Raw genomic sequence first — 26298 nt, 5'->3', positions numbered from 1 at the left:
TACACAAGGAACTGACAAGATGACATCGATTCTGCCACATGGAGGTACGCTGGATCAGCGTATCGTACAAGGAAAAGAACGGGAGCAATTGTTGCAAGGCAGTAAAAAATTTATCCTCTTTGCTTATAATACCTGGACGATATCAGATTTGGATCTGATTGGTGTGGGTGCGTTCTCACCACTTGAAGGTTTCTTGAATGAGGAAGATTACCTTTCGGTGGTGTCTCGCATGCGTCTCGCCGATGGGAAATCCTGGAGTATACCAATCACACTTGCTGTTGACGATAAACAAGCCGCATCCCTTCAGATTGGTGAACGTGTGAAACTTGTTGGTGATCAAGAGGCAGTCACTTATGGATTGCTTGAAGTCCAAAGTATACCAGGTGGATCAGGGTGAAGAAGCCCGGCGTGTACTCAAAACAGATGATCCCGTGCACCCTGGTGTTAAAAAAACTGTTGGAGCGCCCTGCAACATACGTAGGAGGTCCAATCCAAGTTCTGAACCGTCCAAAACCTCCGAAATTTGAAGAGTTCTATTATGATCCTGTAGATACCCGGAAGATTTTTAAGGAGAAGGGTTGGAAGACGGTAGTCGGTTTTCAGACACGTAATCCGGTTCACCAGGCTCATGAGTACATCCAGAAGAGCGCTATGGAGATTGTAGACGCACTCTTCCTGAATCCGCTTGTTGGAGAGACGAAGTCGGACGGTGTTCCGGCAGATGTTCGGATGAAGAGTTATCTGGTATTACTGGAGAACTATTACCCTGCTGATGGTGCGTTTCTTGGTGTGTTCCCTGCAGCCATGCGGTATGCCGGTCCACGTGAAGCTATTTCCATGCGATGGTTCACAAAAATTACGGGTGTACCCACTTTATTGTTGGTCGTGACCATGAGGGTGTGGGTGATTATTATGGAACATATGAAGCACAGGAGATCTTTACTAACTTTACAGTAGAGGAACTGGGGATCACTCCGTTGTTCTTCCAACATAGTTTCTTCTGTACCAAATGTGGAAACATGGCATCCAGCAAAACTTGTCCACATGATAAAGAACATCATATGGCGCTTTCCGGCACCAAAGTACGCGGGTTGCTCCGTGGCGGTCAGTGCCCTCCACCTGAATTTACACGTCCTGAGGTAGCTGAGGTGCTGATTGAGGGAATGGCGGAGCAAGTCCGGTCCTAGCGGTATATTTGTCCATCTTGTCCCATATAGATGATTAGAGTCATTTATAGGGACGAGGTGGTTTTTTTTATGCGTAAAAATATGGGGAAACACTTTGTAGTTTGGATTAGGTTAAAAACACTTAAAAGGGTCATGCTGAGCCTCTGTCTGCTGGCCATGTTAGTGGCGGTAATGTCCTATGAGCTGCCTTCCGCCAAGACGTCAAGTTATTGGAGCTTGCCGATGGCGGGTAAAGTCATTGCCATTGATGCAGGACACGGAGGTCCAGATGGGGGAGCGGTGAGTAAACAGGGGGTTATTGAAAAAGATATCAACCTGTCTATCGCCCTGTATGTGAGAGATTATTTGCAACAGGCAGGGGCTTTAGTGGTTATGACACGAGAAATAGATACGGATCTGGCGGAATCGGACACCAAGGGGTACTCCAAACGCAAGACGGAAGATCTGAAACAAAGAGTACGGCGGATAGAGGATAAGCAAGCAGATCTCTTTATTAGCATTCACATGAACAGCGTCCCGTCCAACCGATGGAGTGGAGCCCAGGTTTTCTATACAACTAACCATCCGGATAACGAAGGTTTGGCCAATTTGCTTCAACAAGAGATGGTTCGTAATCTGGAGAATACAGATCGAATCGCCAAAACGGTGAATACGGTTTATCTGTTACAGGCTCTGAAGATCCCTTCAGCGCTGGTAGAAGTGGGTTTCCTTTCTCATCCGGAAGAGGCACGTATGCTTGCCGACGAAGCTTATCAACGCAAGGTAGCTGCTTCGATCTATAATGGAATTCTCAGATATTCCTCAGGAGAACGGCCTAAAAGTTAGTCAGAACAAGAAAGGTAATGATATAATTGGATCAGCATACCTAATTACATGCCAATAGATAAAGCTGAGGTGCTGTCTGATGTTATCAAAAGAACAGATACTTGAACTATTACAGCCATTACAAGAACCGCAATTGGGAGTAAGTCTGACCGAACTGGAATGGGTTCGAGATATTATGGTGAAAGAAAATCATGTGGCTCTGACCATAGTGACACTGGAAAATCGACCTGAGGATACAACAGCCTTGAGTGATGCAGCGCGTAATTTGTTGTCCCAGCACGGACTGAAGGATGTACATATTCGTGTGCGTGCAGCTTCTGAGCATGATCGTGAGAGCCTGAATATGGGACAACCCGATAATGAGCCAGATCGGGACGAAGTGCTCGTAAAAGGTCATGCAGCGGGTCTGGATGGACATGAGTTGTTAAGTCCTGAATCAGGTGTTCGTTTTATTGCCGTGGCCAGTGGTAAAGGTGGCGTTGGTAAATCAACGGTAACCGTTAATCTCGCTGCAGCTTTGGCACGTCAAGGCAAGAAAGTGGGCTTAATTGATGCGGATATCTATGGCTTCAGTGTACCCGACATGATGGGGATTGAAGAATATCCGGTCGTTGAAGATGGCGTTATTCAACCGGTTGAACGTTTTGGCGTCAAAGTCATGTCGATGGGCTTCTTTATTCGGGAGAATAACCCGGTAATCTGGCGTGGACCCATGCTAGGTCGGATGCTGCGTCAATTCTTTACGGATGTCCAGTGGGGCGAATTAGATTATGTATTACTGGATTTGCCACCAGGTACGGGAGATGTTGCTTTGGATGTGCATCAGATGTTGCCACAGAGCAAGGAAATCATCGTTACCACGCCGCATGCAACGGCAGCTTTTGTCGCAGCACGTGCGGGTGCGATGGCCATTCAGACCGATCATGAGTTACTTGGTGTGGTTGAGAATATGGCTTACTATGAGTGTGGCAGTTGCGGAGAGAAGGATTATGTCTTTGGTCGTGGTGGCGGGGGAAGACTTGCGGAAAGTCTGCATACGAGCCTGCTTGCCCAGATTCCATTAGGCACGCCGGATAATCATCCTTCCGAGCCTGATTTCTCACCTTCTGTTTACAAAGCAGATTCCCGTATAGGGGCTATCTACGATGAAGTTGCCCGGTCCATTGAATCCAAATTCTAATGGTATGAGTGTTATAAATACAAATAAAGCCTGCGTCCATTTGGATGCAGGCTTTTCAGTATCTGTGGTGCGTATTAACACCTACTGTTTATGATCCGCCGCCCGAATCTCCACTGCTACCACCATCTCCGCCATCACTACCACCTTGGCCTTGACCGTCTTGCTGTCCGCCTTGCTCTTGCCCTTGTTGTCCGCCACTTTCTACTTTGGGTTGCAATTCCTCCTGCACTACCTTCTTGAGCAAAGTGAGTACTTCCATACGGAACAACGGGTTTTGCATCACTTCCTGCATGACAGTCATCGTCTGTTTACGATAATCTGGAGTCTTCGTCATATCCATGAACATCTTGGATACCTCAGGTGACTTCATGATGTCTTCAACAGACTTTTGATATGTGGGATCTTTAATCAATTGCATATGAAGTTGTTTACTTTGTGCGTTGATCACTTTGGCAAATTCACCCGCAAACTGCGGATCGGTCATGATCTTTTCGAATTCCTTTTTATATTCGGGAGCTGTGATGGTATCTTTTACTGCAATACGTATTTGTTCCGAAGATTGCACAGGCATTAACATCTTCATACCAATGGATCCCGAAGCACCACCCGAACCGCCGCCTTCTTCAGAACCGCTGCTACCGCTGGATGAGCTTTGACCTGTAAGAGCTTCCTCCACCGCTTTCTTGCCTTCATCACTTTTCAAAATATCTACAACCATTGTTTTCATCTCTTTATAACTGCCCTGAGGAGGCGAAGAACTCTGATCTGAACCGCAGCCGGCAAGCATGACGGATAGCCCCAGTACGACACAGCATAGCTGCCACAAAGGCCGTTTCATGTGTACAATCCCTCCTTGATTAGATACTGGATGTAGTATGTGATGGGAAAGGGGGAAATATGTTGAGCGATGATGGTTTTTTGCTGAGAAGATTGGTAAAATAAACACTCGGGGGTGGAAAACATTTGAATTTACGTAAATGGTTTTTCCTGTTTTGGACAGCCTTGCTTATTGGGGCCGCGGGAGCATTGGGTACAGGTTTGATTATGATGCTGGTGAACGGGGAGAAAACAAATGGATTGAATGATTTTCTTCTGTATCTTCTGATTCTGTTTGGATCAGGGGTTATGATCAGCGTTTATTCACAAATGGGTTTCTTTGCATATCTGATATTGAATTATATGGGTAAAGGTGTATTTCCTAAGCGCGGTTGGCAGATCGTGCAAGTAGTATTAACGGTGTTAGCCCTGTTTGACGTGATGTTTTTACGTCTGTTTGTTGGGGGAGACCGGGAGCGCATATCGGATATTGTGCTAGGTCTCATTATTTTGGCAGCTGCAATTGTTACCGCTTACGTTAAAGTAAAGCTCACTCATCTCTCCGCGCTTGTACCTACACTCTTCTTCATGATTGCCGTCACCATAGTGGAGACGATCGGCGTATTACGTATTGATGTAAATGCTGCAACCATATTTATTGTGGTTCCCTTGCTCCTATGTAATGCATACCAAATGCTGATATTGCACAGGCTGGTGGATGTATCTACGAACCGGAGTGTAAGTGGAAAGGCAGAACAGTTGAAAGAAAGCCGAGCATAGAATTCAATTTGCATAAAAAACATACCAAAAAGAGCTAACCTGGTTAGCTCTTTTCAACTTTTACACTCGTATTCGAGCTGTAGCTCTAGCAATCAACCACTTATTGACTACTGGCTTGGTCACGAACTTCTTTGCCCTCGACACTGGAATGGTTCAGTAATTCCGAGACAGTAACGAATTCATAACCCTGATTTTTCAATTTGTCGATAATGACAGGGAGTGCTTCATGCGTTTGTTTGGAGGAATCGCTTGCATGCAGTAACACGATGTCACCCGGATGTGCTTTACTAACCACGCGATCAACAATGGTCTGTACACCAGGGTTTTTCCAATCCAAGGAGTCGGTATCCCACTGCACAACCTGATAATTCAGACTATTGGCTACCTGAAGCACTCGCTTGTCAAAGTCCCCGTTGGGCAGACGTAGTAATTTCGGTTCTTTTCCCGTTAAATCGGTTAAAATGCTATGAGCTGTCGAAATTTCTTTGCGAATTTCTTCCTCAGTCAGGCTGCTGTAGTTCTCATGTCTGTGACCATGGCTGCCAATTTCATATCCTGCCTCTTTGATGGCAGTAACAATTTCGGGGTGTGTCTTGCTCCAGGGGGAGGAAAGGAAAAAGGTTGCCTTCTGCACTTTATTCTCCTGAAGAACTTTCAAAATCGGCTCTGTCCGTTTATCCCCCCAGCTAATGTCAAAGGTAAGTGCGATTACCTTCTTCTCGGTTGGAACGCTGTAGACGGCTGATGGTGCTTCCTCCGAGAATACGGAGACATTGCCTCTCTCCAGATAGATAATACCGATTGCAAAGATGGCAGCAACGAGGACAATCAGGTACCGTTTAATCTTTTTGCCGCTAAATACATAGAACGAGTTCATTTCAATAAGCGCCCCTCTCCCATAAGAATGCTTGTTTACTCTCCAATGTATGCTCGTACTGCCCAGTTATTCGTCACTGATCCTTGTTTGTCCATCATTTTAGATTCTACAGGAGGTTATTATGTTAAAATTCAGTACATTTCTTAAAGATCTTGGTTCCATCCGCAGTGCATTAATTTGGTCCGTAGTTTTGTTTGCTGTTGGTATAGGGGCAGGATGGGTGAGTACAGGGCCACTGGAAGAACTGTTATTGAACCAAATCGGAGGATTACGTGAAGTCAGTGAACGGCTGGAGCAGGGGGGAAATGTGCAATGGAACTTCTTTCTGTTTATCTTTTTCAATAATGCCATCAAAAGTGTACTTGTCATCTATGCCGGTATATTCTTCGGAATTCTGCCTGTCATCTTCCTGCTGATCAATGGGATGGTCCTTGGATTTGTGGTGCACACCACGATGAATTATGGAGCAAGCTTCTATGATATTGTGGTTAAAGGTTTACTCCCGCATGGCATTATTGAGATTCCGGTCATTATTATTGCTTGCGCCTTCGGACTGAAGTTTGGTGGTCTGGTTATCAAAAGCCTTGCACAACTTGGAAGTGACAAGCGAAATACGATGGGTAGCCGGTGGAGAACATTCATGTATAGGACGTTAACGGCATCCTTCTGGGTTGTCATCTTGCTTCTTGTTGCAGCAATCATCGAAAGCACACTTACGTATACTCTGGTGAGAGGATAAAATTTTGTGATGGTTGGCATTCATAAATTTTCAGAAAGTTGACCATAACAATAAAACGGGTTCCAGCATCACCCACAAAAGCGAATGCACGGGGTGTTGCATGAAACTTGTGTAAGTGTGATAAAGAGGCTATGCACAAAAAGGAGAACTCTAATGCTGGGTATGTTGTTTAACGAGAAGGAATGCAAGGAGCTAGACTATGTGCTGCGTAAAGAATTAGATGAGATGCTTTTCGATCTAAGTGATAATCGTCTTGACCAAGAGATCAAATATGCTATCGCGAGCCGATATAAGACTGTGTTCCGCATGTATGCACGCTTTGCCCCACCAAAAGAGTTGTCCAAGTATGCAAGAGGTGGGAAGCTGAAAAAGTCGAAGCCGTAATGCTGAAGCTGGTCATATATTCGCTTTACAGTAATGGAAGTGAGGTGCGGCTCTTGTTAGCGGGTGCTGTACCTCTGAACCATGAGAATGTGAGATTGTTAAAGGGGGTTCATACATTTTGTCGAAAAAGGGTTGACCTTTCTAATTTCATATGGTAAATTAATTTTCGTTCCTTTTTTAGGAGCGATTCACTAAAACAAGCATTAAAATAAAGCGATTGAAAATAATCGAAAAAATAATGCTTGCAAAGAGAACTTCAACATGATATATTATAAAAGTCGCCGCTGAAACGACGGCAACATGAAAAACAGCACTAAATTGAATGTTTGATCTTTGAAAACTGAACAACGAGTGAGTAAACATTCTGCTTGCAGAATGAACGCGAAAGTTGAGACAAGCCTTGGCTTGAATCGACTGGAGCACAAATGAGATTTTTGATCTCGTCAGATTCAAAATGAGCTTATCGCTCTTTTCAATACTTTATTGGAGAGTTTGATCCTGGCTCAGGACGAACGCTGGCGGCATGCCTAATACATGCAAGTCGAGCGGACTTGAAGAGAAGCTTGCTTCTCTGATGGTTAGCGGCGGACGGGTGAGTAACACGTAGGCAACCTGCCCTCAAGTTTGGGACAACTACCGGAAACGGTAGCTAATACCGAATAGTTGTTTTCTTCGCCTGAAGGAAACTGGAAAGACGGAGCAATCTGTCACTTGGGGATGGGCCTGCGGCGCATTAGCTAGTTGGTGGGGTAACGGCTCACCAAGGCGACGATGCGTAGCCGACCTGAGAGGGTGATCGGCCACACTGGGACTGAGACACGGCCCAGACTCCTACGGGAGGCAGCAGTAGGGAATCTTCCGCAATGGGCGAAAGCCTGACGGAGCAATGCCGCGTGAGTGATGAAGGTTTTCGGATCGTAAAGCTCTGTTGCCAGGGAAGAACGCTTGGGAGAGTAACTGCTCTCAAGGTGACGGTACCTGAGAAGAAAGCCCCGGCTAACTACGTGCCAGCAGCCGCGGTAATACGTAGGGGGCAAGCGTTGTCCGGAATTATTGGGCGTAAAGCGCGCGCAGGCGGTCATTTAAGTCTGGTGTTTAATCCCGGGGCTCAACCCCGGATCGCACTGGAAACTGGGTGACTTGAGTGCAGAAGAGGAGAGTGGAATTCCACGTGTAGCGGTGAAATGCGTAGATATGTGGAGGAACACCAGTGGCGAAGGCGACTCTCTGGGCTGTAACTGACGCTGAGGCGCGAAAGCGTGGGGAGCAAACAGGATTAGATACCCTGGTAGTCCACGCCGTAAACGATGAGTGCTAGGTGTTAGGGGTTTCGATACCCTTGGTGCCGAAGTTAACACATTAAGCACTCCGCCTGGGGAGTACGGTCGCAAGACTGAAACTCAAAGGAATTGACGGGGACCCGCACAAGCAGTGGAGTATGTGGTTTAATTCGAAGCAACGCGAAGAACCTTACCAGGTCTTGACATCTGAATGACCGGTGCAGAGATGTACCTTTTCTTCGGAACATTCAAGACAGGTGGTGCATGGTTGTCGTCAGCTCGTGTCGTGAGATGTTGGGTTAAGTCCCGCAACGAGCGCAACCCTTATATTTAGTTGCCAGCACTTCGGGTGGGCACTCTAGATAGACTGCCGGTGACAAACCGGAGGAAGGTGGGGATGACGTCAAATCATCATGCCCCTTATGACCTGGGCTACACACGTACTACAATGGCCGGTACAACGGGCTGCGAAATCGCGAGATGGAGCCAATCCCAACAAAGCCGGTCTCAGTTCGGATTGCAGGCTGCAACTCGCCTGCATGAAGTCGGAATTGCTAGTAATCGCGGATCAGCATGCCGCGGTGAATACGTTCCCGGGTCTTGTACACACCGCCCGTCACACCACGAGAGTTTATAACACCCGAAGTCGGTGGGGTAACCGCAAGGAGCCAGCCGCCGAAGGTGGGATAGATGATTGGGGTGAAGTCGTAACAAGGTAGCCGTATCGGAAGGTGCGGCTGGATCACCTCCTTTCTATGGAGAATCGTTTCCTGCAACGGAAACATTCAAATAAGCAGGTTCTCAGAACCTGCGACAGCGATTCATTTCGGTCCGATACTTCGGTGTGGATGAAATGAAGAGCATAAGAAACTCACTCGTTGCTCAGTTTTGAGAGCTCAAACTCTCAAACGTTTGGTGGCGATAGCGAAGGGGTTCCACACGTTCCCATCCCGAACACGACCGTTAAGCCCTTCAGCGTCAATGGTACTTGGACCGCAGGGTCCTGGGAGAGTAGAACGCCGCCAAGCGTAACCCATTTTGGGTTCAAATAGTATATGTAATGTGGGCCCTTAGCTCAGTTGGTTAGAGCGCACCTCTGATAAGGGTGAGGCCGGTGGTTCGAGTCCACCAGGGCCCACCATCTATACCTTTAAACTTTATATGGGGCCATAGCTCAGCTGGGAGAGCGCCTGCCTTGCAAGCAGGAGGTCAGCGGTTCGATCCCGCTTGGCTCCACCAAAAATGATTTACAAGTTTGTTCTTTGAAAACTAGATATCGAAACGAAACAAACGCGAATTAGAACATTCCTTTAAGCTGATCTTGTGTAAACAAGTGAAGTGTTTTTATAAGGTAGATTGCATGAGCGAGTGATCGAAATGGAACGACTTTTGGATTTGCGCAAGCAAACCAAGCGGAGTGACAGCTCGAACACGAGCGATATGGTTAAGCTACTAAGAGCACACGGAGGATGCCTAGGCGCTAGGAGCCGATGAAGGACGTGGCGAACAACGAAACTGCCTCGGGGAGCTGTAAGCAAGCTTTGATCCGGGGGTGTCCGAATGGGGAAACCCAGCTGGGGTAATTTCCAGTTACTCACAACTGAATACATAGGTTGTGTAGAGGCATACCAGGGGAACTGAAACATCTAAGTACCCTGAGGAAGAGAAAACAATAGTGATTCCGTCAGTAGCGGCGAGCGAACGCGGAGAAGCCCAAACCAGAGAGCTTGCTCTTTGGGGTTGTGGGACGTCTCACATGGAGTTACAAAGGAACCGGTTAAGCGAAGAGGTCTGGAAAGGCCCGCCAAAGAAGGTAAAAGCCCTGTAGTTGAAAGTCTGTTCCCTCCGAGACGGATCCCGAGTAGTGCGGGGCACGTGAAACCCCGTATGAATCCGGCAGGACCATCTGCCAAGGCTAAATACTTCCTAGCGACCGATAGTGAAGCAGTACCGTGAGGGAAAGGTGAAAAGCACCCCGGAAGGGGAGTGAAATAGAACCTGAAACCGTGTGCTTACAAAAAGTCAGAGCCCGTTTTAGGGGTGATGGCGTGCCTTTTGTAGAATGAACCGGCGAGTTACGTTCCCGTGCAAGGTTAAGGTGAAGAGCCGGAGCCGCAGCGAAAGCGAGTCTGAATAGGGCGACATAGTACGTGGACGTAGACCCGAAACCGGGTGATCTACCCCTGTCCAGGGTGAAGGTGCGGTAACACGCACTGGAGGCCCGAACCCACGCATGTTGAAAAATGCGGGGATGAGGTGGGGGTAGCGGAGAAATTCCAATCGAACTCGGAGATAGCTGGTTCTCCCCGAAATAGCTTTAGGGCTAGCCTCGGAAAACAGAGTCGTGGAGGTAGAGCACTGATTGGGTGCGGGGCCCGCAAGGGTTACCAAGCTCAGTCAAACTCCGAATGCCATAGACTTACTTCCGGGAGTCAGACAGTGAGTGCTAAGATCCATTGTCAAAAGGGAAACAGCCCAGACCATCAGCTAAGGTCCCCAAGTGTGTGTTAAGTGGGAAAGGATGTGGAGTTGCACAGACAACCAGGATGTTGGCTTAGAAGCAGCCACCATTGAAAGAGTGCGTAATAGCTCACTGGTCGAGTGACTCTGCGCCGAAAATGTAACGGGGCTAAACACACCACCGAAGCTATGGCTTGATGCTTTGCATCAGGGGTAGGGGAGCGTTGTATAAGGGTTGAAGGTGTACCGTAAGGAGCGCTGGACATTATACAAGTGAGAATGCCGGTATGAGTAACGAAAAGATCAGTGAGAATCTGATCCGCCGAAAGCCTAAGGGTTCCTGAGGAAGGCTCGTCCGCTCAGGGTAAGTCGGGACCTAAGGCGAGGCCGAAAGGCGTAGTCGAAGGACAACAGGTCGAAATTCCTGTACCACCGTAAGCCGTTATGAGCAATGGGGGGACGCAGTAGGGTAGTGACGCGGACTGATGGATGTCCGTCTAAGCAGTAAGGCTGATGTGTAGGCAAATCCGCACATTGTAAGGCTAAGCTGTGATGGGGAGCGAAAATTGTAGTAGCGAAGGTCATGATCTCACACTGCCAAGAAAAGCCTCTAGCCAGGTGATGGTGCCCGTACCGCAAACCGACACAGGTAGGCGAGAAGAGTATTCTAAGGCGCGCGGAAGAACTCTCGTTAAGGAACTCGGCAAAATGACCCCGTAACTTCGGGAGAAGGGGTGCCCCGGTAGTGTGAATAGCACGAGGGGGCCGCAGTGAAAAGGCCCAAGCGACTGTTTAGCAAAAACACAGGTCTGTGCGAAGCCGTAAGGCGAAGTATACGGGCTGACGCCTGCCCGGTGCTGGAAGGTTAAGGGGAGTGGTTAGGAGCAATCCGAAGCTGTGAACCGAAGCCCCAGTAAACGGCGGCCGTAACTATAACGGTCCTAAGGTAGCGAAATTCCTTGTCAGGTAAATTCTGACCCGCACGAATGGCGTAACGACTTGGGCGCTGTCTCAACGAGAGATCCGGTGAAATTTTAATACCTGTGAAGATGCAGGTTACCCGCGACAAGACGGAAAGACCCCATGGAGCTTTACTGCAGCTTGATATTGAATTTGGGTACGATCTGTACAGGATAGGTGGGAGCCTTTGAAACGTGAGCGCCAGCTTGCGTGGAGGCAACGTTGGGATACCACCCTGATCGTATCTAGGTTCTAACCTGGTACCGTAATCCGGTGCGGGGACAGTGTCAGGTGGGCAGTTTGACTGGGGCGGTCGCCTCCTAAAGAGTAACGGAGGCGCCCAAAGGTTCCCTCAGAATGGTTGGAAATCATTCGAAGAGTGCAAAGGCATAAGGGAGCTTGACTGCGAGACCTACAAGTCGAGCAGGGACGAAAGTCGGGCTTAGTGATCCGGTGGTACCGCATGGAAGGGCCATCGCTCAACGGATAAAAGCTACCCTGGGGATAACAGGCTTATCTCCCCCAAGAGTCCACATCGACGGGGAGGTTTGGCACCTCGATGTCGGCTCATCGCATCCTGGGGCTGAAGTAGGTCCCAAGGGTTGGGCTGTTCGCCCATTAAAGCGGTACGCGAGCTGGGTTCAGAACGTCGTGAGACAGTTCGGTCCCTATCTGTCGTGGGCGTAGGAAATTTGAGAGGAGCTGTCCTTAGTACGAGAGGACCGGGATGGACGTACCGCTGGTGTACCAGTTGTTCCGCCAGGAGCACCGCTGGGTAGCTATGTACGGACGGGATAAACGCTGAAAGCATCTAAGCGTGAAGCCCCCCTCAAGATGAGATTTCCCAGTATGTAAGACCCCTTGAAGACGACGAGGTAGATAGGCTGGGGGTGGAAGTGCAGCAATGCATGGAGCTGACCAGTACTAATCGGTCGAGGGCTTATCCAAATATGCAAGTTGTAATTCGCGTGTTTCGTTTCGAATCTAGTTTTCAGAGAACGATCTCTGAAATGTAAGCTAAGCTATGCGTTTGGTGGCGATGGCGGAGGGGTTCCACACGTACCCATCCCGAACACGACCGTTAAGCCCTCTAGCGCCGATGGTACTTGGACCGCAGGGTCCTGGGAGAGTAGGACGCCGCAAGCGAACTCTTTCATCATACATAGAAAACAGGCTCTGCATGTGGACGTTGTACGATGAATTGCATTTGCCCTGCAAATGCATATTATTCCCTGATAGCTCAGTTGGTAGAGCACTCGACTGTTAATCGAGTTGTCACAGGTTCGAGCCCTGTTCGGGGAGCCATTTGCTCTCATAGCTCAGTAGGTAGAGTGCATCCATGGTAAGGATGAGGTCACCGGTTCGATCCCGGTTGAGAGCTTTGGAAATGGGGCCCGTTGGTCAAGGGGTTAAGACACCTCCCTTTCACGGAGGTAACAGGGGTTCGAATCCCCTACGGGTCATATAGTTGGAGGCTTAGCTCAGCTGGGAGAGCATCTGCCTTACAAGCAGAGGGTCGGGGGTTCGATCCCCTCAGCCTCCACCATATTATTTTTTTGGGGATTAGCCAAGCGGTAAGGCAACGGACTTTGACTCCGTCATGCATAGGTTCAAATCCTATATCCCCAGCCATTTTAGTATGAGTCATTAGCTCAGTTGGTAGAGCACCTGACTTTTAATCAGGGTGTCGAAGGTTCGAGCCCTTCATGACTCACCATCATATGCGCGTGTGGCGGAATTGGCAGACGCACTAGACTTAGGATCTAGCGTCTTTGACGTGGGGGTTCAAGTCCCTCCACGCGCATCCTTTATTTGCGGAAGTGGCTCAGCGGTAGAGCATCGCCTTGCCAAGGCGAGGGTCGCGGGTTCGATTCCCGTCTTCCGCTCCAATATTTTGCGCCCTTAGCTCAGCTGGATAGAGCGTTTGACTACGAATCAAAAGGCCGGGAGTTCGAATCTCTCAGGGCGCGCCATTATTTTTTTAGTATCGGGATGTAGCTCAGCTTGGTAGAGCACCTGGTTTGGGACCAGGGGGTCGCATGTTCAAATCGTGTCATCCCGATTGTTGTTATGCGGGTGTAGTTCAATGGTAGAACTTTAGCCTTCCAAGCTAATAGCGTGGGTTCGATTCCCATCACCCGCTTACAGGACATAATGAAAGAGCCTTTGCAGATGCAGAGGCTTTTTTATTTATATTAACGTAAGAATTAGCAGTTATTTTATATAATATTTTATGTAAGGTACAAGTACAGGTTAATATAAAAAAAGAGCCAAGACCTTCCTATCTCAATAGTGTAGGGGTCTTGGCTCTTCTGTGTATCTCTGTGGATGAGCTGCTTATAAGACGTAGCAGCTATTATAAACGTGACGTGAATACAATTTAACGTTCGTTGTGATCCGTCACTCTTCTACGCATGCCAGCTAATCCAAGCAGTCCCAGCAAACCGAGCCAGCCCCAATCCATTCCGTTGTCACGGTCGGTTGTTGTGGCGTTTGCACGAACACTATTGGTACGATAGTCACCATTGTTGCGGTAGTTTCCATCCATATTCAGATTGGTGTTTGTGCGATCCATGTAGTTGGTGTCCTGATAAGACCGGACACGTGAGCCGGTTGTATCCATTCCTTTGGACATATGACCATCTGCAGCAGCAGGGCCAGCCATCGCGGCCACCAGAAGCACGGAAGCAATAATTGTTGTACCTTTCTTCATCATTTGAATTCCTCCTTTTTGGTTAGAGCTATAAATTAATCTGCCCAAGAAGACACGGACAATATGTAAAAATGGTCTGTTAAGATATCCCTTTGACTACAGAGAATTAACAAAGTACATAAGAAGCTCCCCTAATAAGCAGACTGTAGTGGGAAGAAAATTATAATTACATCTTTAATTTATTGCGTCACTGTGGTAAAGTATACAAAAGCTTGCTTTGCCGGTCATGTTTCTTTGTATATCATCTGTTCTCAAACAATGGAATTATGCGGTTAAACCTTAAGATCAGGTACATGGGATCATATCTAAAATAACTGTATATTTATGAGTTTTTAAGAATAGGTATGAGACTTTTGATTTATCTAAAGTACGTGAAAAAGGTATCATGCGACAGTATATGACCATTAATTGAAGCAGAACAAGAAAATGAATAAAAAAGCGTGTTTTTGTGCTGTAAATCGGGGATAATCCCCATTTTTTCTAGTAGAAAAATAAAGATTTTCGTACCATTTTATTGTATGATGTTATGAAGGTGTCAAATTTACGTGTACGAATGGAACGATCAGATGGGAGGATAAGCATGACTGAAACTATGGTAACCGCCAGCAAAAGCCAATCCAACAACCTGCTTCGGCGAGACGTGCGGTTCCTGGGCAATATACTCGGAGAAGTTCTTGTCCATCAAGGCGGCACGGAGCTTCTAGATATCGTTGAGAAGATTCGGGAAACGAGCAAATCGTTGCGTGCAGAATTTCTGCCAGAACTCTATGCAGAGTTCAAAACGATGATCCAGGAATTAGACTCGGACAATCGTCATCAGGTTATTCGGGCTTTCGCTATTTATTTTCAATTAGTTAATATTGCTGAACAAAACCATCGGATCCGGCGTAAACGGGATTATGAACGTTCTGCAGGGGACGCTGTGCAGCCAGGATCGATTGAGAAAGCAGTACAGGATCTTAAGGAACGTGGACTGTCTCATACAGAGGTGGAAGAGATTCTCGACGATTTATCGTTGGAACTCGTTATGACAGCTCACCCAACCGAAGCCATGCGCCGGGTTATACTGGACATCCACAAGCGGATATCCGAAGACGTCATGTCACTTGATAATCCTACGCTGACGTTGCGTGAACGTGAACAGTTGCGGGAGAAACTGCTGAATGAGGTTATTACACTCTGGCAGACAGATGAACTTCGCGACCGCAAACCGACTGTACTCGATGAAGTGCGGAACGGGATGTATTACTTTCATGAAACGTTGTTCCACGTACTTCCGGATGTATATCAGGAGCTGGAACGCTGCCTGAACAAATTTTATCCTGACCATGACTGGCATGTGCCGACGTATTTGCGGTTCGGTTCCTGGATCGGTGGAGACCGGGATGGAAATCCTTCGGTAACTTCAGATGTAACATGGCAGACGCTGTTGATGCAACGCAAGCTTGCTTTGCGTGAATACCAACGGATTATGATTGAACTTATGGGCCATCTCAGCTTCAGCACAAACATCATTCATGTATCGGATGAGCTGGTGCAGTCGATTGAGCAGGACCGTAAATCTGTTACATTGAAAAAAGTGGATATCTGGCGGAATGAAAAAGAGCCATACCGCATCAAATTGGCCTATATGATTGCCAAGCTGAACAATGTACTGGATGAGAACAAATTAGGTCAGCCTGACCGTTATCATAGCGCACAGGATTTGATTGATGAACTTATGATTATTGATCGAAGTCTGCGCCATCATTTTGCAGATTACGTAGCAGATACGACCATTCGCAAAATGATTCGTCAAGTCGAATTGTTTGGTTTCCATACCGCAGCTTTGGATGTGCGTCAGCACAGTAAGGAACATGAAAATGCGATGTCGGAAATTTTAGCCAAAATGAACATTGTAGAGGATTATGCGCGTCTGACTGAAGACGGTAAAATTGATCTGCTTGCTCGTTTGCTGGATGATCCACGTCCGCTTACTTCTCCTTATCACCAATACACGGAGGGAACCAAAGAGTGTCTGGATGTCTTCCGTACCATTAAGCGTGCCCAGAATGAATTTGGGAACGGGTGTATCACTAGTTACCTGATCAGTATGACGCAGGGCGCAAGTGATTTGCTGGAAGTTATGGTATTTGCCAAGGAAGTGGGCTTATTCACCAAAGGTCACAACGGTGACGTTGTATCTACACTTCAAGCGGTACCGCTGTTTGAAACGATTGATGATCTACATGCGGCTTCGGACATTATGGAGAAGCTGTTCAACCTTCCTGTATACCGCGCAAGCGTAAAAGGGCGGAATGAACTGCATGAAATCATGCTTGGTTATTCAGATAGTAACAAGGATGGCGGAGTGGTTACAGCCAACTGGGAACTGCGCGTAGCAATGAATGCCATCACGGCTGTAGGTAATGAACACGGCGTTAAGCTGAAGTTCTTCCATGGACGTGGCGGGGCTCTTGGACGTGGCGGCATGCCACTCAACCGCAGTATTCTTGCTCAACCACCACATACGATTGGTGGAGGCATCAAGATTACGGAGCAGGGAGAGGTTATTTCTTCCCGTTATTCCCTTCAGGGGATTGCATACCGCAGTCTGGAGCAGGCAACTTCGGCTCTAATCACAGCAGCACTTAATGGGCTTGAGCCGCAAGAGTCAGCATCCGAACGTCATTGGGACAGCATCATCAAAGAGATTTCGGAAGTATCTCTGACGAAATATCAGGATTTGATTTTCCGTGATCCAGACTTCTTTACCTTCTTCAAAGAATCAACGCCGCTTCCGGAGGTTGGTGAGCTGAATATTGGTTCCCGTCCATCCAAGCGTAAAAATAGCGATAAGTTTGAAGATCTGAGAGCGATCCCTTGGGTATTCGCTTGGACTCAAAGTCGTTATCTGCTTCCGGCATGGTATGCGGCAGGAACAGGATTGCAAAGTTACTATCAGGATAAAGAGGAAAATCTGGTTGTCCTGAAAGAAATGTATGCAAGCTTCCCATTCTTCCGTACATTAATTGATACGGTACAGATGGCCGTAGCCAAGGCAGATCTGGTGATTGCCAAAGAATATTCAGCCATGACTTCGAACAAGGAAGCCCGTGATCGCATATACGGTCAGATCGAAGCCGAATTCAAGCTCACAAAAGAGCTGATTCTGAAAATTACCGGAGAAGCTGAAATTCTGGATGATGTACCGGTTATTCAAGAGTCCATTCGCCTTCGTAACCCTTATGTAGATCCGTTGTCCTACATGCAAGTTCAACTTCTGAGCGAGCTCAGAGATATGCGTGAACGTGGTGAGGATGATACGGAACTGCTCAGAGAAGTGTTGCTGACAATCAATGGCATCGCTGCAGGACTGCGTAACACAGGTTGATGATTGAACTGCTGCATTGGATAATTATATGTAACAAAGTACCCATTACTTTGTTGAATAAAAGCTCCATTCTCTGCTCTACGGAGTGAGAGATGAAACGGGACTCCTGCGGGAGTTCCCGTTTTTACTGTTTTTGGCGGATATTTGTCATACAGTCTTGATTTTTGACCAAAGTTGATTTACGATTTGATTGGTGAATTACAAGTGTGGACGGGTATCAGAAGACGGAAGACCCATCAGCATGTCTGGGGGAATAAGGGTGGACAATTTGGAGAACAGGCTTGTGAAACTGGTGCTCAAGGGCGACCAGAGAGCCTTCGCAGAAATCGTTGAACTATATAAGGACAAGCTATTTCATTTGGCATACCGGATGCTGAACAATCGTCATGAAGCTGAAGACGTTGTGCAGGAGACGTTTTTGCGTGTGTTTCGTAATATGGAGAAGTACGATCCGAACCAGAAGTTCTCAACCTGGATCTACCGGATTGCGACGAATCTGTGTATTGACCGACTGCGCAGAAAGAAACCTTCATACTCTTTGGATGCTGAACTGAATGATCAGGAAGGATCTGATGGTTATGCGATGCTCCCAAGTGATGATCGTACACCGGAGAGTGAAGCACTCCTGTCAGAAACGCAGACACTCATTCGTGAGGCCATTGACAGTTTGCCAGCCAAGTATAAGTCCGTTATGATTCTGAGATATTTACAGGACTTGTCGCTACAGGAAATCAGTGATGTGACAGGTATGCCCGTAACAACGATCAAGACACGCGTTCATCGGGGCCGTGATTTTCTACGTAAAAAATTGGAGTATAAGTTATAAATGTTAAGAGCCTTTAAATTATGGGCGAAATTATTTGAAACATATCCGAAACGGATGCGTATGTAATGTATGCAAGTCTTATGCGTGCTTTTTAATGGCACATGGACTAAGTGATTTAAGAAAGGATTGGCTCTCATATGGATTGCAACTCGGCCGTCTCTTTAATGCATGAATGTTTGGATGAGTCGTTGTCCCCGGCCCAGAAGGTTGAACTGAAAAGTCACCTTGTGATCTGTCCGGATTGTCGCATGCGCTTTAAAGAGTTGGAACAGACGGAAATGCTACTCTTTGCCATGAAACACTATTCACCGTCTGCCTCTGATGAGCTGACCAATCGAATTATGAATGCTCTGCCCCAGCCCAAGAGACAGCAAGCATGGCTCAAATGGGTCAAAGGACATCCCGCGCTGACGGCGGCAGCCTTCTTTTTGGTCGTGATGCTCTTTAGCGCCTTGAATTTCTGGAATCAGAATAACGAAATGGTTGTTAAGGGAAATAATCTGGACCAGATCGTGATTCAGGGTAACACGGTTATTGTTCCTGAAGGTAAGTCTATTGCTGGCGATCTTACGATAGAAAATGGAACCGCACAAGTATATGGTGATGTGAACGGCAATCTGACGGTTATCGACGGACAACTGTTTCAGGCTTCAACGGCGCATATTTCAGGTCAGGTGAAAAGTATTGATCAGGCGCTGGACTGGTTCTGGTACAAAATAACCAATATGGTAAATGAAGTGGCTTATCGCTAGAACAGGGTAAAATCTTCAATGGTATATACCAAGCAGGGTACCTCCAGATTGCATGGGGTACTCTTTTTTTATACGAAACTTTGTAATTAATGGTAAATGTGATGTTTATGTGCAGTTTGAGACTGCCGTAACTTGCAACCTGAACGTTAACGTTATAACCTAGATACTAAAGAGAACATACTACTACATATAGATACGCATTTTGCACAAATCGAATGATGCAGAAATGCGGAGACAAAGGATTATATAAAATCCTAATGGGTTAATATGAGATCAGGGTTTACTCATCAATGGGGATAGCGGGGGCTGGCTTATGAATTATTTTGCTGACTTAACGTGGACAGAGTCCATTAAGGACGTTATCGATATATTGATCGTTACCTATATTATGTACAAACTGATTTTGCTTGTGCGGGGGACACGTGCGGTTCAGCTCCTGAAAGGGATTCTGTTCCTTGTGCTGATCTGGGCATTAAGTACGTGGCTAAACCTGTATACGCTCAAATGGTTAATGAACCAGATGTTTACGTTTGGTGTCGTTGCGGTGTTCATTATCTTTCAGCCGGAACTACGTCGTGGTCTGGAGCAATTGGGACGCGGTAAGCTATTTGGACGTTCAGCGGCAGCGAGTGATGAAGAATTAACGGTGTTAATTGGTGAGATTATTAAGTCTGTTAATTATTTGTCACGGCGTAAAATTGGCGCATTGGTCGTATTTGAACGTGAAACGGGTCTGAACGATTACACGGAATCGGGCATTAAGATGCACTCTCTGGTCAGCTCGGAGCTGATGATTAACATCTTTATTCCAAATACACCGCTCCATGATGGAGCCGTCATTATACAAGGGAAACAGATATCGGCGGCAGCCTGTTATTTGCCATTATCAGAGAATCCGTTTATCAGTAAGGAATTGGGAACGCGTCACCGTGCAGCAATCGGGATTACCGAAGTTGCAGATGCGATCTGTTTGGTTGTCTCCGAGGAGACAGGACAAGTGTCACTTGCAATGAATGGACAGGTCGTTCGTGATATTAAGGAAGAATCGCTGATTGCCAAACTGTATGAGGAGTTGCGCCCTACATCCAATCTGAAAAAGAATGGCTGGACAACCTTCTGGAAACGGAAGGGAGGACGTAACAATGGATAAATGGTTTAACAATAATAACTTTGCCAAAATACTTGCGCTTGCAGTGAGCCTGCTGCTCTGGTTCATGATTCATCTGGATGAAGTACCAACCACCCCTACAATTACAACAGGGACAACCAACAAGGTTGTGGAACGTACGGTGCCTGTTCAACCTTATGGATTAGACAGCAACAGCTATGTGCTTACTTCATTAAGTACGGATGAGGTCCGGCTGGAGATCAAAGGACAGCGCTCGATGCTAACATCGATTTTTACGAATGACGATTACAAGGTACTGGTCGATCTGAGTCAGGTGAAAGATGGGTCCAATACACTGCCACTCGTACCTGATTTGCCTTCCGGGGTAGAAGTGGTCAGCATGGAACCTTCCATGGTTACGGTGAATGTAGAAAAATTGGGCACCAAATCCTTCAATGTGAATATTGTACCCGAAGGGGAACCATCCGCCGGATACAGCGCTGGAACGCCCGTAATTGAACCTTCGACGCCGGTTAAGGTAACTCTGCCCGAAGGGCAACTCGAGGCTGTAGCGAAGGTTCAGGGCAGTGTGAGCGTGAAAGATGCCAAGGAAGATGTCATACAGAAAAAAGTGAAACTTCAAGCATACGATGCTGAGGGCAAGGTCCTTGAAAATGCGATTATAACGCCTCAAACGGTTGAAGTCCGAGTTCCGGTCAATCAGCCCTATACATCTGTACCCTTAAGAATCAAATATTCGGGACAGCTTCCGGAAGGCCTGGTACTCTCCACGGTAGAGCCAAACGTGAAAGAAGTCTCGGTTTATGGATCAGAGGATGCGCTTGCAGGTATACAGTCCTACGACCAAGTAACCCTTGATCTTACACAGTTTGATCAGTCGGGTACATCGACAGTTAACGTGGACTTGACGCCGCCTTCCGGTTTTGAGAAAATCGAGCCTAGTTCGATTCAGATCAAGGTAACCATATCACCATTTGACGAGGCAGAGGAGACAACCAAAGTCTTTCCGAACGTCCCCATCACACTTACCGGTGCGGGAAATGGACTGGAAGGGACGCTGGTTACGCCTCGAAGCGGCGGTCTGAACCTCACACTTACAGGCTCAGCAAGTATGCTTGAGGGTCTGAGTAGTGATGATCTCACGTTAACCGGGGATCTTGCTGGACTTGCGGTCGGAACGCATGAGATCAAGCTTGAAGCCGACCTGCCCCGTTATGCCAAACTGGATGAATCATCCACTGCATTGAGTGCGACGGTCAAAATTAGCGAAAAGGCTGAAGATACCACGACCACTCCTGGCGAAGAACCGACGGACGAGGGAACGGTAGCACCTGACCCAACACCAGCCGAGGTTGAAAATGGGGAAACAGAGCCTGTTCCTGATGAAGAAGAAACGGAATCGAATACGGATACTCAGGATCAGGGCCAACAGGGGAGCACAAGCAGTCGAGGTAATTTAAATAATAATAACAGCGGTACTGGCAGTAAAAGTGGCGCTAATCCGTAAACGTCCTAATTTTAAAATTCTCAAAAAATAATAATAGTGCTCGTATATGATGCGAATAGAAGGAGTTAAATCATGGGGAAATATTTTGGTACAGACGGTGTAAGAGGGGTTGCCAATAAAGAGTTAACGGCAGAGCTGGCTTACAGCATTGGACGTTGTGGTGGTTACGTGCTTGCAGGTGGTGTGGAAAGACCAAAAGTGGTTATCGGCATGGATACTCGTATCTCGGGATTGATGTTGGAATCCGCACTGGTTGCAGGTCTGTTGTCCATTGGCGCTGATGTGATTCGTCTGGGCGTTGTATCCACTCCGGGAGTGGCGTATATCTCACGTTTGTTGAAAGCTGACGCGGGCGTGATGATCTCGGCTTCCCACAATCCGGTTGAGGATAACGGAATTAAGTTCTTTGGTGGAGATGGCTTCAAGCTGTCTGATGAAACAGAGAACCGGATTGAAGAGCTGATGGATGCGGAGACAGATCAATTGCCACGGCCAGTTGGTGGCGGTCTGGGTACCGTGACGACGGATGAAGAATCCCGTTATCGTTACCTCGATTTCTTGAAAACAACAGTAAATGAGTCGTTCTCTGGTCTTAAAATTGTTTTGGACTGTGCAAACGGAGCAGCTTATGAGCTGGCACCGAAATTGTTCAGTGAACTTGGTGCAGAAGTCATTGCCATTGGCGCTGAGCCTAACGGCCTGAATATCAATGAGCAATGTGGATCAACTCATCCAGAGAACCTGAAACAAGAAGTGCTCAAACATAAAGCAGATCTGGGTCTTGCTTTTGACGGGGATGCGGATCGTCTGATTGCTATTGATGAGACAGGCGCTGAGGTGGATGGAGACTTCATTTTGTGTATCTGCGGTGATGCGATGAATCGTGCAGGCAAGTTGAAGGACAGTACTGTTGTATCGACCGTTATGAGTAACATCGGATTCTATAAAGCAACGGAGAAACTTGCACTGAAAACAGCTAAAACGGCAGTGGGTGACCGTTATGTGATGGAGGAAATGCGTCGCGGCGGTTATAACTTGGGTGGAGAGCAATCTGGCCATGTTATTTTCCTGGATTACAATACAACCGGAGACGGTATGTTGACTGCGATTCAACTCGTGGACACACTCAAGGCTTCCGGTAAAAAACTGAGTGAGCTCAAAGCGTTGATGACCCAGTACCCACAAGTACTGGTGAATGTGCGTGTTGAAGATAAGAGCAAATACGAGGGTAATGCTGCAATCGAGCAAGCCATTACTACAGTAGAACAACAACTCGGCGATAATGGACGTGTACTCGTTCGTGCTTCAGGTACTGAATCCCTGATCCGTGTTATGGCGGAAGGACCAGATAAAGACGAACTTGAACAATTTGTGTCTCAAATCGCAGATGTAGTGCAAAAAGAACTGGTATAAGACTGGAAGAAATCCCTTGTGCATACGGTTTTCTTAAGGGAATTGTTGTGTATAAAGGGTATGATATAACAGGATTTAGGACATATAGTGCGTGTTCAAAAAGTCTGGTTTTCAGTACCGAGAAGATGGAATGAAGATAGAAATGGAGTAGCGGAGCGTAGGGAAACTACGTGAGCAACGGACATTTCGGCTGAATTTCATATTCGATGCTGATTATGCCAATAGGCATGATTCGTAATCAAAAGCGGACTTTTTGAATTTCCTCTTAAAGATGAATATTCCTGCGTCCCGGCATGATGAGACCATAGGTCCGTTTATCCGGTCGGGATTGTGGGTAAATATGCTGAAATTGTCACAGGTACTTTGCTCCATTGCAAAATGGACCTGACGTGCATATAATGAGTGGAGTCGTCATTCAGACACAGAAAGTGAGGAACGTAAGGTTACAGTTACACAAGCGCCAGAGCTTGGAGTTGCGCGGGATGATGTTGATCAGGATTTCTTCTAGGTTGAAGAACGACTGATTAAGATCAACGGCAATCAAGCTGACGAGGTGGAGGTGTTCGGATTGTTCGGCGGGGACCTCCCGGTGAAGCACCAGAGCCGTAAACCGGATTGCGGAAAATGGATGGGTGACTGTCCACACAACGCGCCGGTGCAGGTGCAAGAGTTAAACTAAAATTCAAATGAATGTGCGTGAAGAGCGTAAACAGTACGCGGACGGGAAAATGATGTACATTCATGATTGCATTCATAACAGCTTATGATGACTGCGGGGCGACACGAGGTCGCTCTGATCATTGATAATTGAATAAGTACCAAGTATTCATGAAACGCTAGGCAATCACTCATTTTTCCGATGTGCCGCCTCTGCCTGTTTCTCTTCGTGACACAGTATTCATATACAAACGGAGGAAATAAATTATGTGCGGTATTGTTGGATATATTGGTAATAAGAACACTCAATCGGTATTGGTTGAAGGGTTGAAGAAACTTGAGTATCGTGGTTATGATTCTGCAGGTATTGCGGTATTCACACCCGAAGGTTTGCAAATCACGAAAGCTCTTGGTCGTCTTGCGAACCTTGAAGCCAAGCTGGATGGTGCACCACTGGTAGGTAATGCCGGAATCGGACACACACGTTGGGCAACTCATGGTAAACCATCGGATGAGAACTCTCATCCACACACGGATGGAAGCCAGAAGTTCTCTGTTGTGCATAACGGTATTATTGAGAACTACCTGGATCTGAAGGACGAATTGATGGCTCAAGGTCACACGTTCACTTCCGAGACAGATACTGAGGTTATCTCTCACCTGATCGCACGTGAATACAATGGTGATATCGTCAAAACAGTACAAAAAGTGATCACGTTGTTGCGTGGCGCATTTGCATTGGGTGTATTGACAGAGCATGAGCCTGAGAAACTCGTAGCTGTGCGTCAAGCAAGCCCATTGATTATTGGTATTGGTGAAGGCGAGAACTTCATTGGTTCCGACATCCCGGCAATTCTGGAACATACACGTAACGTGTACATTCTGAATGATGGTGAAATGGCTGTATTGACACATGATGCTGTCGAATTGATGACGATTGAAGGCAACTTTATTTCTCGGGAAATGATTCGTGTCGATTGGGATGCTGTAACCGCAGAAAAAGGCGGATTTGAGCACTTCATGCTGAAAGAAATTCATGAGCAACCAAAAGCATATCGTGATACAATGCTGGGTCGCATCGATAATGAAGGTAAAAAAGTTCAACTTCCTGAGTTGAAGATGACTGAAGAACAAATTAAAAATATCCGTAACGTTCAAATCATTGCATGTGGTACAGCGTACCATGCAGGTCTGGTTGGACGTACAGTGATTGAGCAATTGGTACGTATTCCGGTTGAAACAGATGTGGCTTCCGAGTACCGTTACCGTTCCCCAATCGTGCACAAAGATACACTTGTAATCGTAGTGAGCCAATCCGGTGAAACTGCCGATACGCTTGCTGCATTGCGTGAAGCACAATCCAATGGTGCACATGTACTGGCAATCACTAACGTAGTGGGTAGCTCCATTGCACGTGATGCAGATGATGTTATCGCAACTTTGGCAGGTCCTGAAATTGCAGTAGCTTCTACCAAAGCGTATACTTCACAGTTGATCGCGTTTAACTTGCTTGGTCTGTACCTTGCACAAGTTCGTGGTACACAATCTGCTGAAGAGATTGCACACACGCTGGCAGCGATGCAAGCATTGCCTGAGCAAGTGGAATCCATGTTGGAGCAAGCCGATGCAATCAAAGGATATGCAGAGCAAATCTCCAAACATGAACATCTCTTCTTCATCGGCCGTGGTCTTGACTATGCAGTAGCTCAAGAAGGATCTTTGAAGCTGAAAGAGATCTCTTATATTCACTCAGAGGCGTATGCTGCGGGTGAGTTGAAACACGGTACGCTTGCATTGATCGAAGACGGTATCCCTGTTATTGCCCTGGCAACGCAGGAGAACGTACTTGAGAAAACAGTGAGCAACATTAAGGAAGTAAAAGCACGTGGCGCAGATGTATTGGCAATTACGTATGAAGAGCACGTAGCACCATTGTTGAAATCCGTAGACCAAGCGTTTGCGATTCCTAAGACACTGCCACTGCTTAGCCCTGCTTTGTCTGTAGTTGCGCTGCAATTGCTGGCATACTATGCTTCCCTGGCACTGGGTCACGATGTAGATAAACCACGTAACCTGGCGAAAAGTGTAACGGTTGAATAAGGTATTCTGTACAAATTAGTTTATTGTCTAGTGATAAATAAGTGTAGAACCATTAACAAAAGTATGGAATTACACTAACTGTTGTCCAATGACATGGATAATGGGTTAATCAATAGATTTAGTAAACTAATAAAGTATGAACAAAATAATGGTCCTGATGACTCTAAGTCATCAGGACTTTTTTGATGTTTCAGATGGGTGGTTCAAAATATTAGAACCACCTTATTTGTGTTTGTGCATTGCAAATTGCGGTCATTCATTGAACGAAAACTCACCCATATTATAGAGTACCTTAGGAAGAGTATCTTTTTGTAATTCTCACATTTGAAATACTCTTCGT

15 protein-coding genes, 13 tRNA genes, 4 rRNA genes and 1 pseudogene are annotated in these 26298 nt (G+C 46.8%); 30 read left to right on the top strand and 3 right to left on the bottom strand.

Translation table 11 applies throughout. The features are described 5' to 3' along the window. Positions 1 to 19 precede the first annotated feature (19 nt). The 3 genes and pseudogenes from sat (at position 20) to V6669_RS26640 (ending at position 3192) form a co-directional block, all read left to right on the top strand. Positions 20 to 1187 (top strand): annotated as a pseudogene (sat, locus tag V6669_RS26650) (sulfate adenylyltransferase). Positions 1188 to 1256: 69 nt separating this feature from the next. Further along, positions 1257 to 2012, top strand: coding sequence for an N-acetylmuramoyl-L-alanine amidase CwlD (gene cwlD, locus V6669_RS26645; protein WP_338588645.1), 756 nt, complete (start codon positions 1257 to 1259; stop codon positions 2010 to 2012). A gap of 79 nt (positions 2013 to 2091) precedes the next feature. Continuing rightward, positions 2092 to 3192: an Mrp/NBP35 family ATP-binding protein gene (locus V6669_RS26640; RefSeq protein ID WP_338588644.1), complete on the top strand. Its 1101-nt coding sequence runs from the start codon at positions 2092 to 2094 to the stop codon at positions 3190 to 3192. Between the two features lie 88 nt (positions 3193 to 3280). Here V6669_RS26640 and gerD read toward each other — a convergent pair whose 3' ends face one another. Further along, entirely contained in the window at positions 3281 to 4030 is a 750-nt protein-coding gene (gene gerD / locus V6669_RS26635; protein ID WP_338588643.1) for a spore germination lipoprotein GerD, read from the bottom strand. 125 nt (positions 4031 to 4155) lie between these two features. On the opposite strand from gerD, the gene V6669_RS26630 reads away from it, so the two are divergent. Further along, positions 4156 to 4788 (top strand): KinB-signaling pathway activation protein, encoded by a 633-nt coding sequence (locus V6669_RS26630; protein ID WP_338588642.1) that lies wholly within the window; start codon positions 4156 to 4158, stop codon positions 4786 to 4788. 100 nt (positions 4789 to 4888) lie between these two features. Here V6669_RS26630 and pdaB read toward each other — a convergent pair whose 3' ends face one another. Continuing rightward, the gene (gene pdaB / locus V6669_RS26625) at positions 4889 to 5665 is read right to left on the bottom strand and encodes a polysaccharide deacetylase family sporulation protein PdaB (protein ID WP_338588641.1); all 777 of its coding nucleotides are present in this window, start codon (positions 5663 to 5665) and stop codon (positions 4889 to 4891) included. 121 nt (positions 5666 to 5786) lie between these two features. On the opposite strand from pdaB, the gene V6669_RS26620 reads away from it, so the two are divergent. From V6669_RS26620 to V6669_RS26530, 19 genes are all read left to right on the top strand, one after another. Further along, positions 5787 to 6404 (top strand): stage II sporulation protein M, encoded by a 618-nt coding sequence (locus V6669_RS26620; protein WP_338588640.1) that lies wholly within the window; start codon positions 5787 to 5789, stop codon positions 6402 to 6404. A 153-nt stretch (positions 6405 to 6557) separates the two neighbouring features. Beyond that, a complete protein-coding gene (locus tag V6669_RS26615) occupies positions 6558 to 6788 on the top strand; it encodes a hypothetical protein (RefSeq protein ID WP_017692114.1) in 231 nt (76 codons plus the stop codon). 480 nt (positions 6789 to 7268) lie between these two features. Beyond that, positions 7269 to 8821: ribosomal RNA gene (locus V6669_RS26610) — 16S ribosomal RNA — on the top strand. Between the two features lie 158 nt (positions 8822 to 8979). Then, positions 8980 to 9096 (top strand): 5S ribosomal RNA (gene rrf / locus V6669_RS26605). Positions 9097 to 9132: 36 nt separating this feature from the next. Next, positions 9133 to 9209: transfer RNA gene (locus tag V6669_RS26600), tRNA-Ile, on the top strand. A gap of 22 nt (positions 9210 to 9231) precedes the next feature. After that, positions 9232 to 9307, top strand: a tRNA-Ala gene (locus V6669_RS26595). Between the two features lie 203 nt (positions 9308 to 9510). Further along, positions 9511 to 12436 (top strand): 23S ribosomal RNA (locus tag V6669_RS26590). 81 nt (positions 12437 to 12517) lie between these two features. Then, positions 12518 to 12634: ribosomal RNA gene (gene rrf, locus V6669_RS26585) — 5S ribosomal RNA — on the top strand. The 16S, 23S and 5S rRNA genes sit together here with 13 tRNA genes alongside, the layout of an rRNA operon. An 83-nt stretch (positions 12635 to 12717) precedes the next feature. Then, positions 12718 to 12793: transfer RNA gene (locus V6669_RS26580), tRNA-Asn, on the top strand. 3 nt (positions 12794 to 12796) lie between these two features. Continuing rightward, positions 12797 to 12869, top strand: a tRNA-Thr gene (locus V6669_RS26575). 10 nt (positions 12870 to 12879) lie between these two features. Next, a tRNA-Glu gene (locus V6669_RS26570) sits at positions 12880 to 12951 on the top strand. A 7-nt stretch (positions 12952 to 12958) separates the two neighbouring features. Beyond that, positions 12959 to 13034: transfer RNA gene (locus V6669_RS26565), tRNA-Val, on the top strand. Positions 13035 to 13045: 11 nt separating this feature from the next. Beyond that, positions 13046 to 13120, top strand: a tRNA-Gln gene (locus tag V6669_RS26560). A 9-nt stretch (positions 13121 to 13129) separates the two neighbouring features. Next, a tRNA-Lys gene (locus tag V6669_RS26555) sits at positions 13130 to 13205 on the top strand. A gap of 6 nt (positions 13206 to 13211) precedes the next feature. Further along, a tRNA-Leu gene (locus V6669_RS26550) sits at positions 13212 to 13292 on the top strand. 10 nt (positions 13293 to 13302) lie between these two features. Further along, a tRNA-Gly gene (locus V6669_RS26545) sits at positions 13303 to 13377 on the top strand. Between the two features lie 7 nt (positions 13378 to 13384). Next, positions 13385 to 13461 (top strand) — tRNA-Arg (locus V6669_RS26540). A gap of 15 nt (positions 13462 to 13476) precedes the next feature. Beyond that, positions 13477 to 13550, top strand: a tRNA-Pro gene (locus tag V6669_RS26535). A gap of 10 nt (positions 13551 to 13560) precedes the next feature. After that, a tRNA-Gly gene (locus tag V6669_RS26530) sits at positions 13561 to 13631 on the top strand. Positions 13632 to 13868: 237 nt separating this feature from the next. On the opposite strand, the gene V6669_RS26525 is transcribed toward V6669_RS26530, so the two are convergent. Further along, on the bottom strand, positions 13869 to 14204 hold the full coding sequence (locus V6669_RS26525; protein WP_338588639.1) for a WGxxGxxG family protein: 336 nt from the start codon (positions 14202 to 14204) through the stop codon (positions 13869 to 13871). Positions 14205 to 14781: 577 nt separating this feature from the next. On the opposite strand from V6669_RS26525, the gene ppc reads away from it, so the two are divergent. From ppc to glmS, 7 genes are all read left to right on the top strand, one after another. Next, positions 14782 to 17574, top strand: a complete 2793-nt coding sequence (gene ppc / locus V6669_RS26520; RefSeq protein ID WP_338588638.1) for a phosphoenolpyruvate carboxylase — start codon at positions 14782 to 14784, stop codon at positions 17572 to 17574. A 259-nt stretch (positions 17575 to 17833) separates the two neighbouring features. Next, the gene (sigW, locus tag V6669_RS26515; protein WP_017692117.1) at positions 17834 to 18400 is read left to right on the top strand and encodes an RNA polymerase sigma factor SigW; all 567 of its coding nucleotides are present in this window, start codon (positions 17834 to 17836) and stop codon (positions 18398 to 18400) included. Positions 18401 to 18537: 137 nt separating this feature from the next. Then, positions 18538 to 19152 carry a zf-HC2 domain-containing protein gene (locus tag V6669_RS26510; RefSeq protein WP_036614042.1) on the top strand — a complete coding sequence of 205 codons (615 nt, stop codon included), beginning with the start codon at positions 18538 to 18540 and terminating at the stop codon, positions 19150 to 19152. Positions 19153 to 19465: 313 nt separating this feature from the next. After that, positions 19466 to 20302, top strand: coding sequence for a diadenylate cyclase CdaA (cdaA, locus tag V6669_RS26505; RefSeq protein ID WP_017692119.1), 837 nt, complete (start codon positions 19466 to 19468; stop codon positions 20300 to 20302). Then, positions 20295 to 21788: a CdaR family protein gene (locus V6669_RS26500; protein ID WP_338588637.1), complete on the top strand. Its 1494-nt coding sequence runs from the start codon at positions 20295 to 20297 to the stop codon at positions 21786 to 21788. Before cdaA ends, V6669_RS26500 begins: the two co-directional genes overlap by 8 nt. Before the next feature lie 72 nt (positions 21789 to 21860). Beyond that, positions 21861 to 23201 carry a phosphoglucosamine mutase gene (glmM, locus tag V6669_RS26495; RefSeq protein WP_338588636.1) on the top strand — a complete coding sequence of 447 codons (1341 nt, stop codon included), beginning with the start codon at positions 21861 to 21863 and terminating at the stop codon, positions 23199 to 23201. A gap of 924 nt (positions 23202 to 24125) precedes the next feature. Next, positions 24126 to 25958, top strand: a complete 1833-nt coding sequence (glmS, locus tag V6669_RS26490) for a glutamine--fructose-6-phosphate transaminase (isomerizing) (RefSeq protein WP_338588635.1) — start codon at positions 24126 to 24128, stop codon at positions 25956 to 25958. Positions 25959 to 26298 lie beyond the last annotated feature (340 nt).

The sequence above is a fragment of the Paenibacillus sp. Y5S-9 genome, assembly GCF_036894235.1.
In the GTDB taxonomy this organism is placed as follows: Bacteria; Bacillota; Bacilli; order Paenibacillales; family Paenibacillaceae; genus Paenibacillus.
The sequence above is the reverse complement of the archived record's forward strand: the minus strand, read 5'-3'. Positions and strand labels throughout refer to the sequence as shown.

What these genes read in the sequence shown, in the direction of transcription:
- cwlD (WP_338588645.1), top strand. Translation starts at nt 1,257, where the DNA reads ATGCGTAAAAATATGGGGAAACACTTTGTAGTTTGGATTAGGTTAAAA.
- V6669_RS26640 (WP_338588644.1), top strand. Translation starts at nt 2,092, where the DNA reads ATGTTATCAAAAGAACAGATACTTGAACTATTACAGCCATTACAAGAA.
- gerD (WP_338588643.1), bottom strand. Translation starts at nt 4,030, where the DNA reads ATGAAACGGCCTTTGTGGCAGCTATGCTGTGTCGTACTGGGGCTATCC.
- pdaB (WP_338588641.1), bottom strand. Translation starts at nt 5,665, where the DNA reads ATGAACTCGTTCTATGTATTTAGCGGCAAAAAGATTAAACGGTACCTG.
- V6669_RS26620 (WP_338588640.1), top strand. Translation starts at nt 5,787, where the DNA reads ATGTTAAAATTCAGTACATTTCTTAAAGATCTTGGTTCCATCCGCAGT.
- V6669_RS26615 (WP_017692114.1), top strand. Translation starts at nt 6,558, where the DNA reads ATGCTGGGTATGTTGTTTAACGAGAAGGAATGCAAGGAGCTAGACTAT.
- V6669_RS26525 (WP_338588639.1), bottom strand. Translation starts at nt 14,204, where the DNA reads ATGATGAAGAAAGGTACAACAATTATTGCTTCCGTGCTTCTGGTGGCC.
- ppc (WP_338588638.1), top strand. Translation starts at nt 14,782, where the DNA reads ATGACTGAAACTATGGTAACCGCCAGCAAAAGCCAATCCAACAACCTG.
- V6669_RS26510 (WP_036614042.1), top strand. Translation starts at nt 18,538, where the DNA reads ATGGATTGCAACTCGGCCGTCTCTTTAATGCATGAATGTTTGGATGAG.
- cdaA (WP_017692119.1), top strand. Translation starts at nt 19,466, where the DNA reads ATGAATTATTTTGCTGACTTAACGTGGACAGAGTCCATTAAGGACGTT.
- V6669_RS26500 (WP_338588637.1), top strand. Translation starts at nt 20,295, where the DNA reads ATGGATAAATGGTTTAACAATAATAACTTTGCCAAAATACTTGCGCTT.
- glmM (WP_338588636.1), top strand. Translation starts at nt 21,861, where the DNA reads ATGGGGAAATATTTTGGTACAGACGGTGTAAGAGGGGTTGCCAATAAA.
- glmS (WP_338588635.1), top strand. Translation starts at nt 24,126, where the DNA reads ATGTGCGGTATTGTTGGATATATTGGTAATAAGAACACTCAATCGGTA.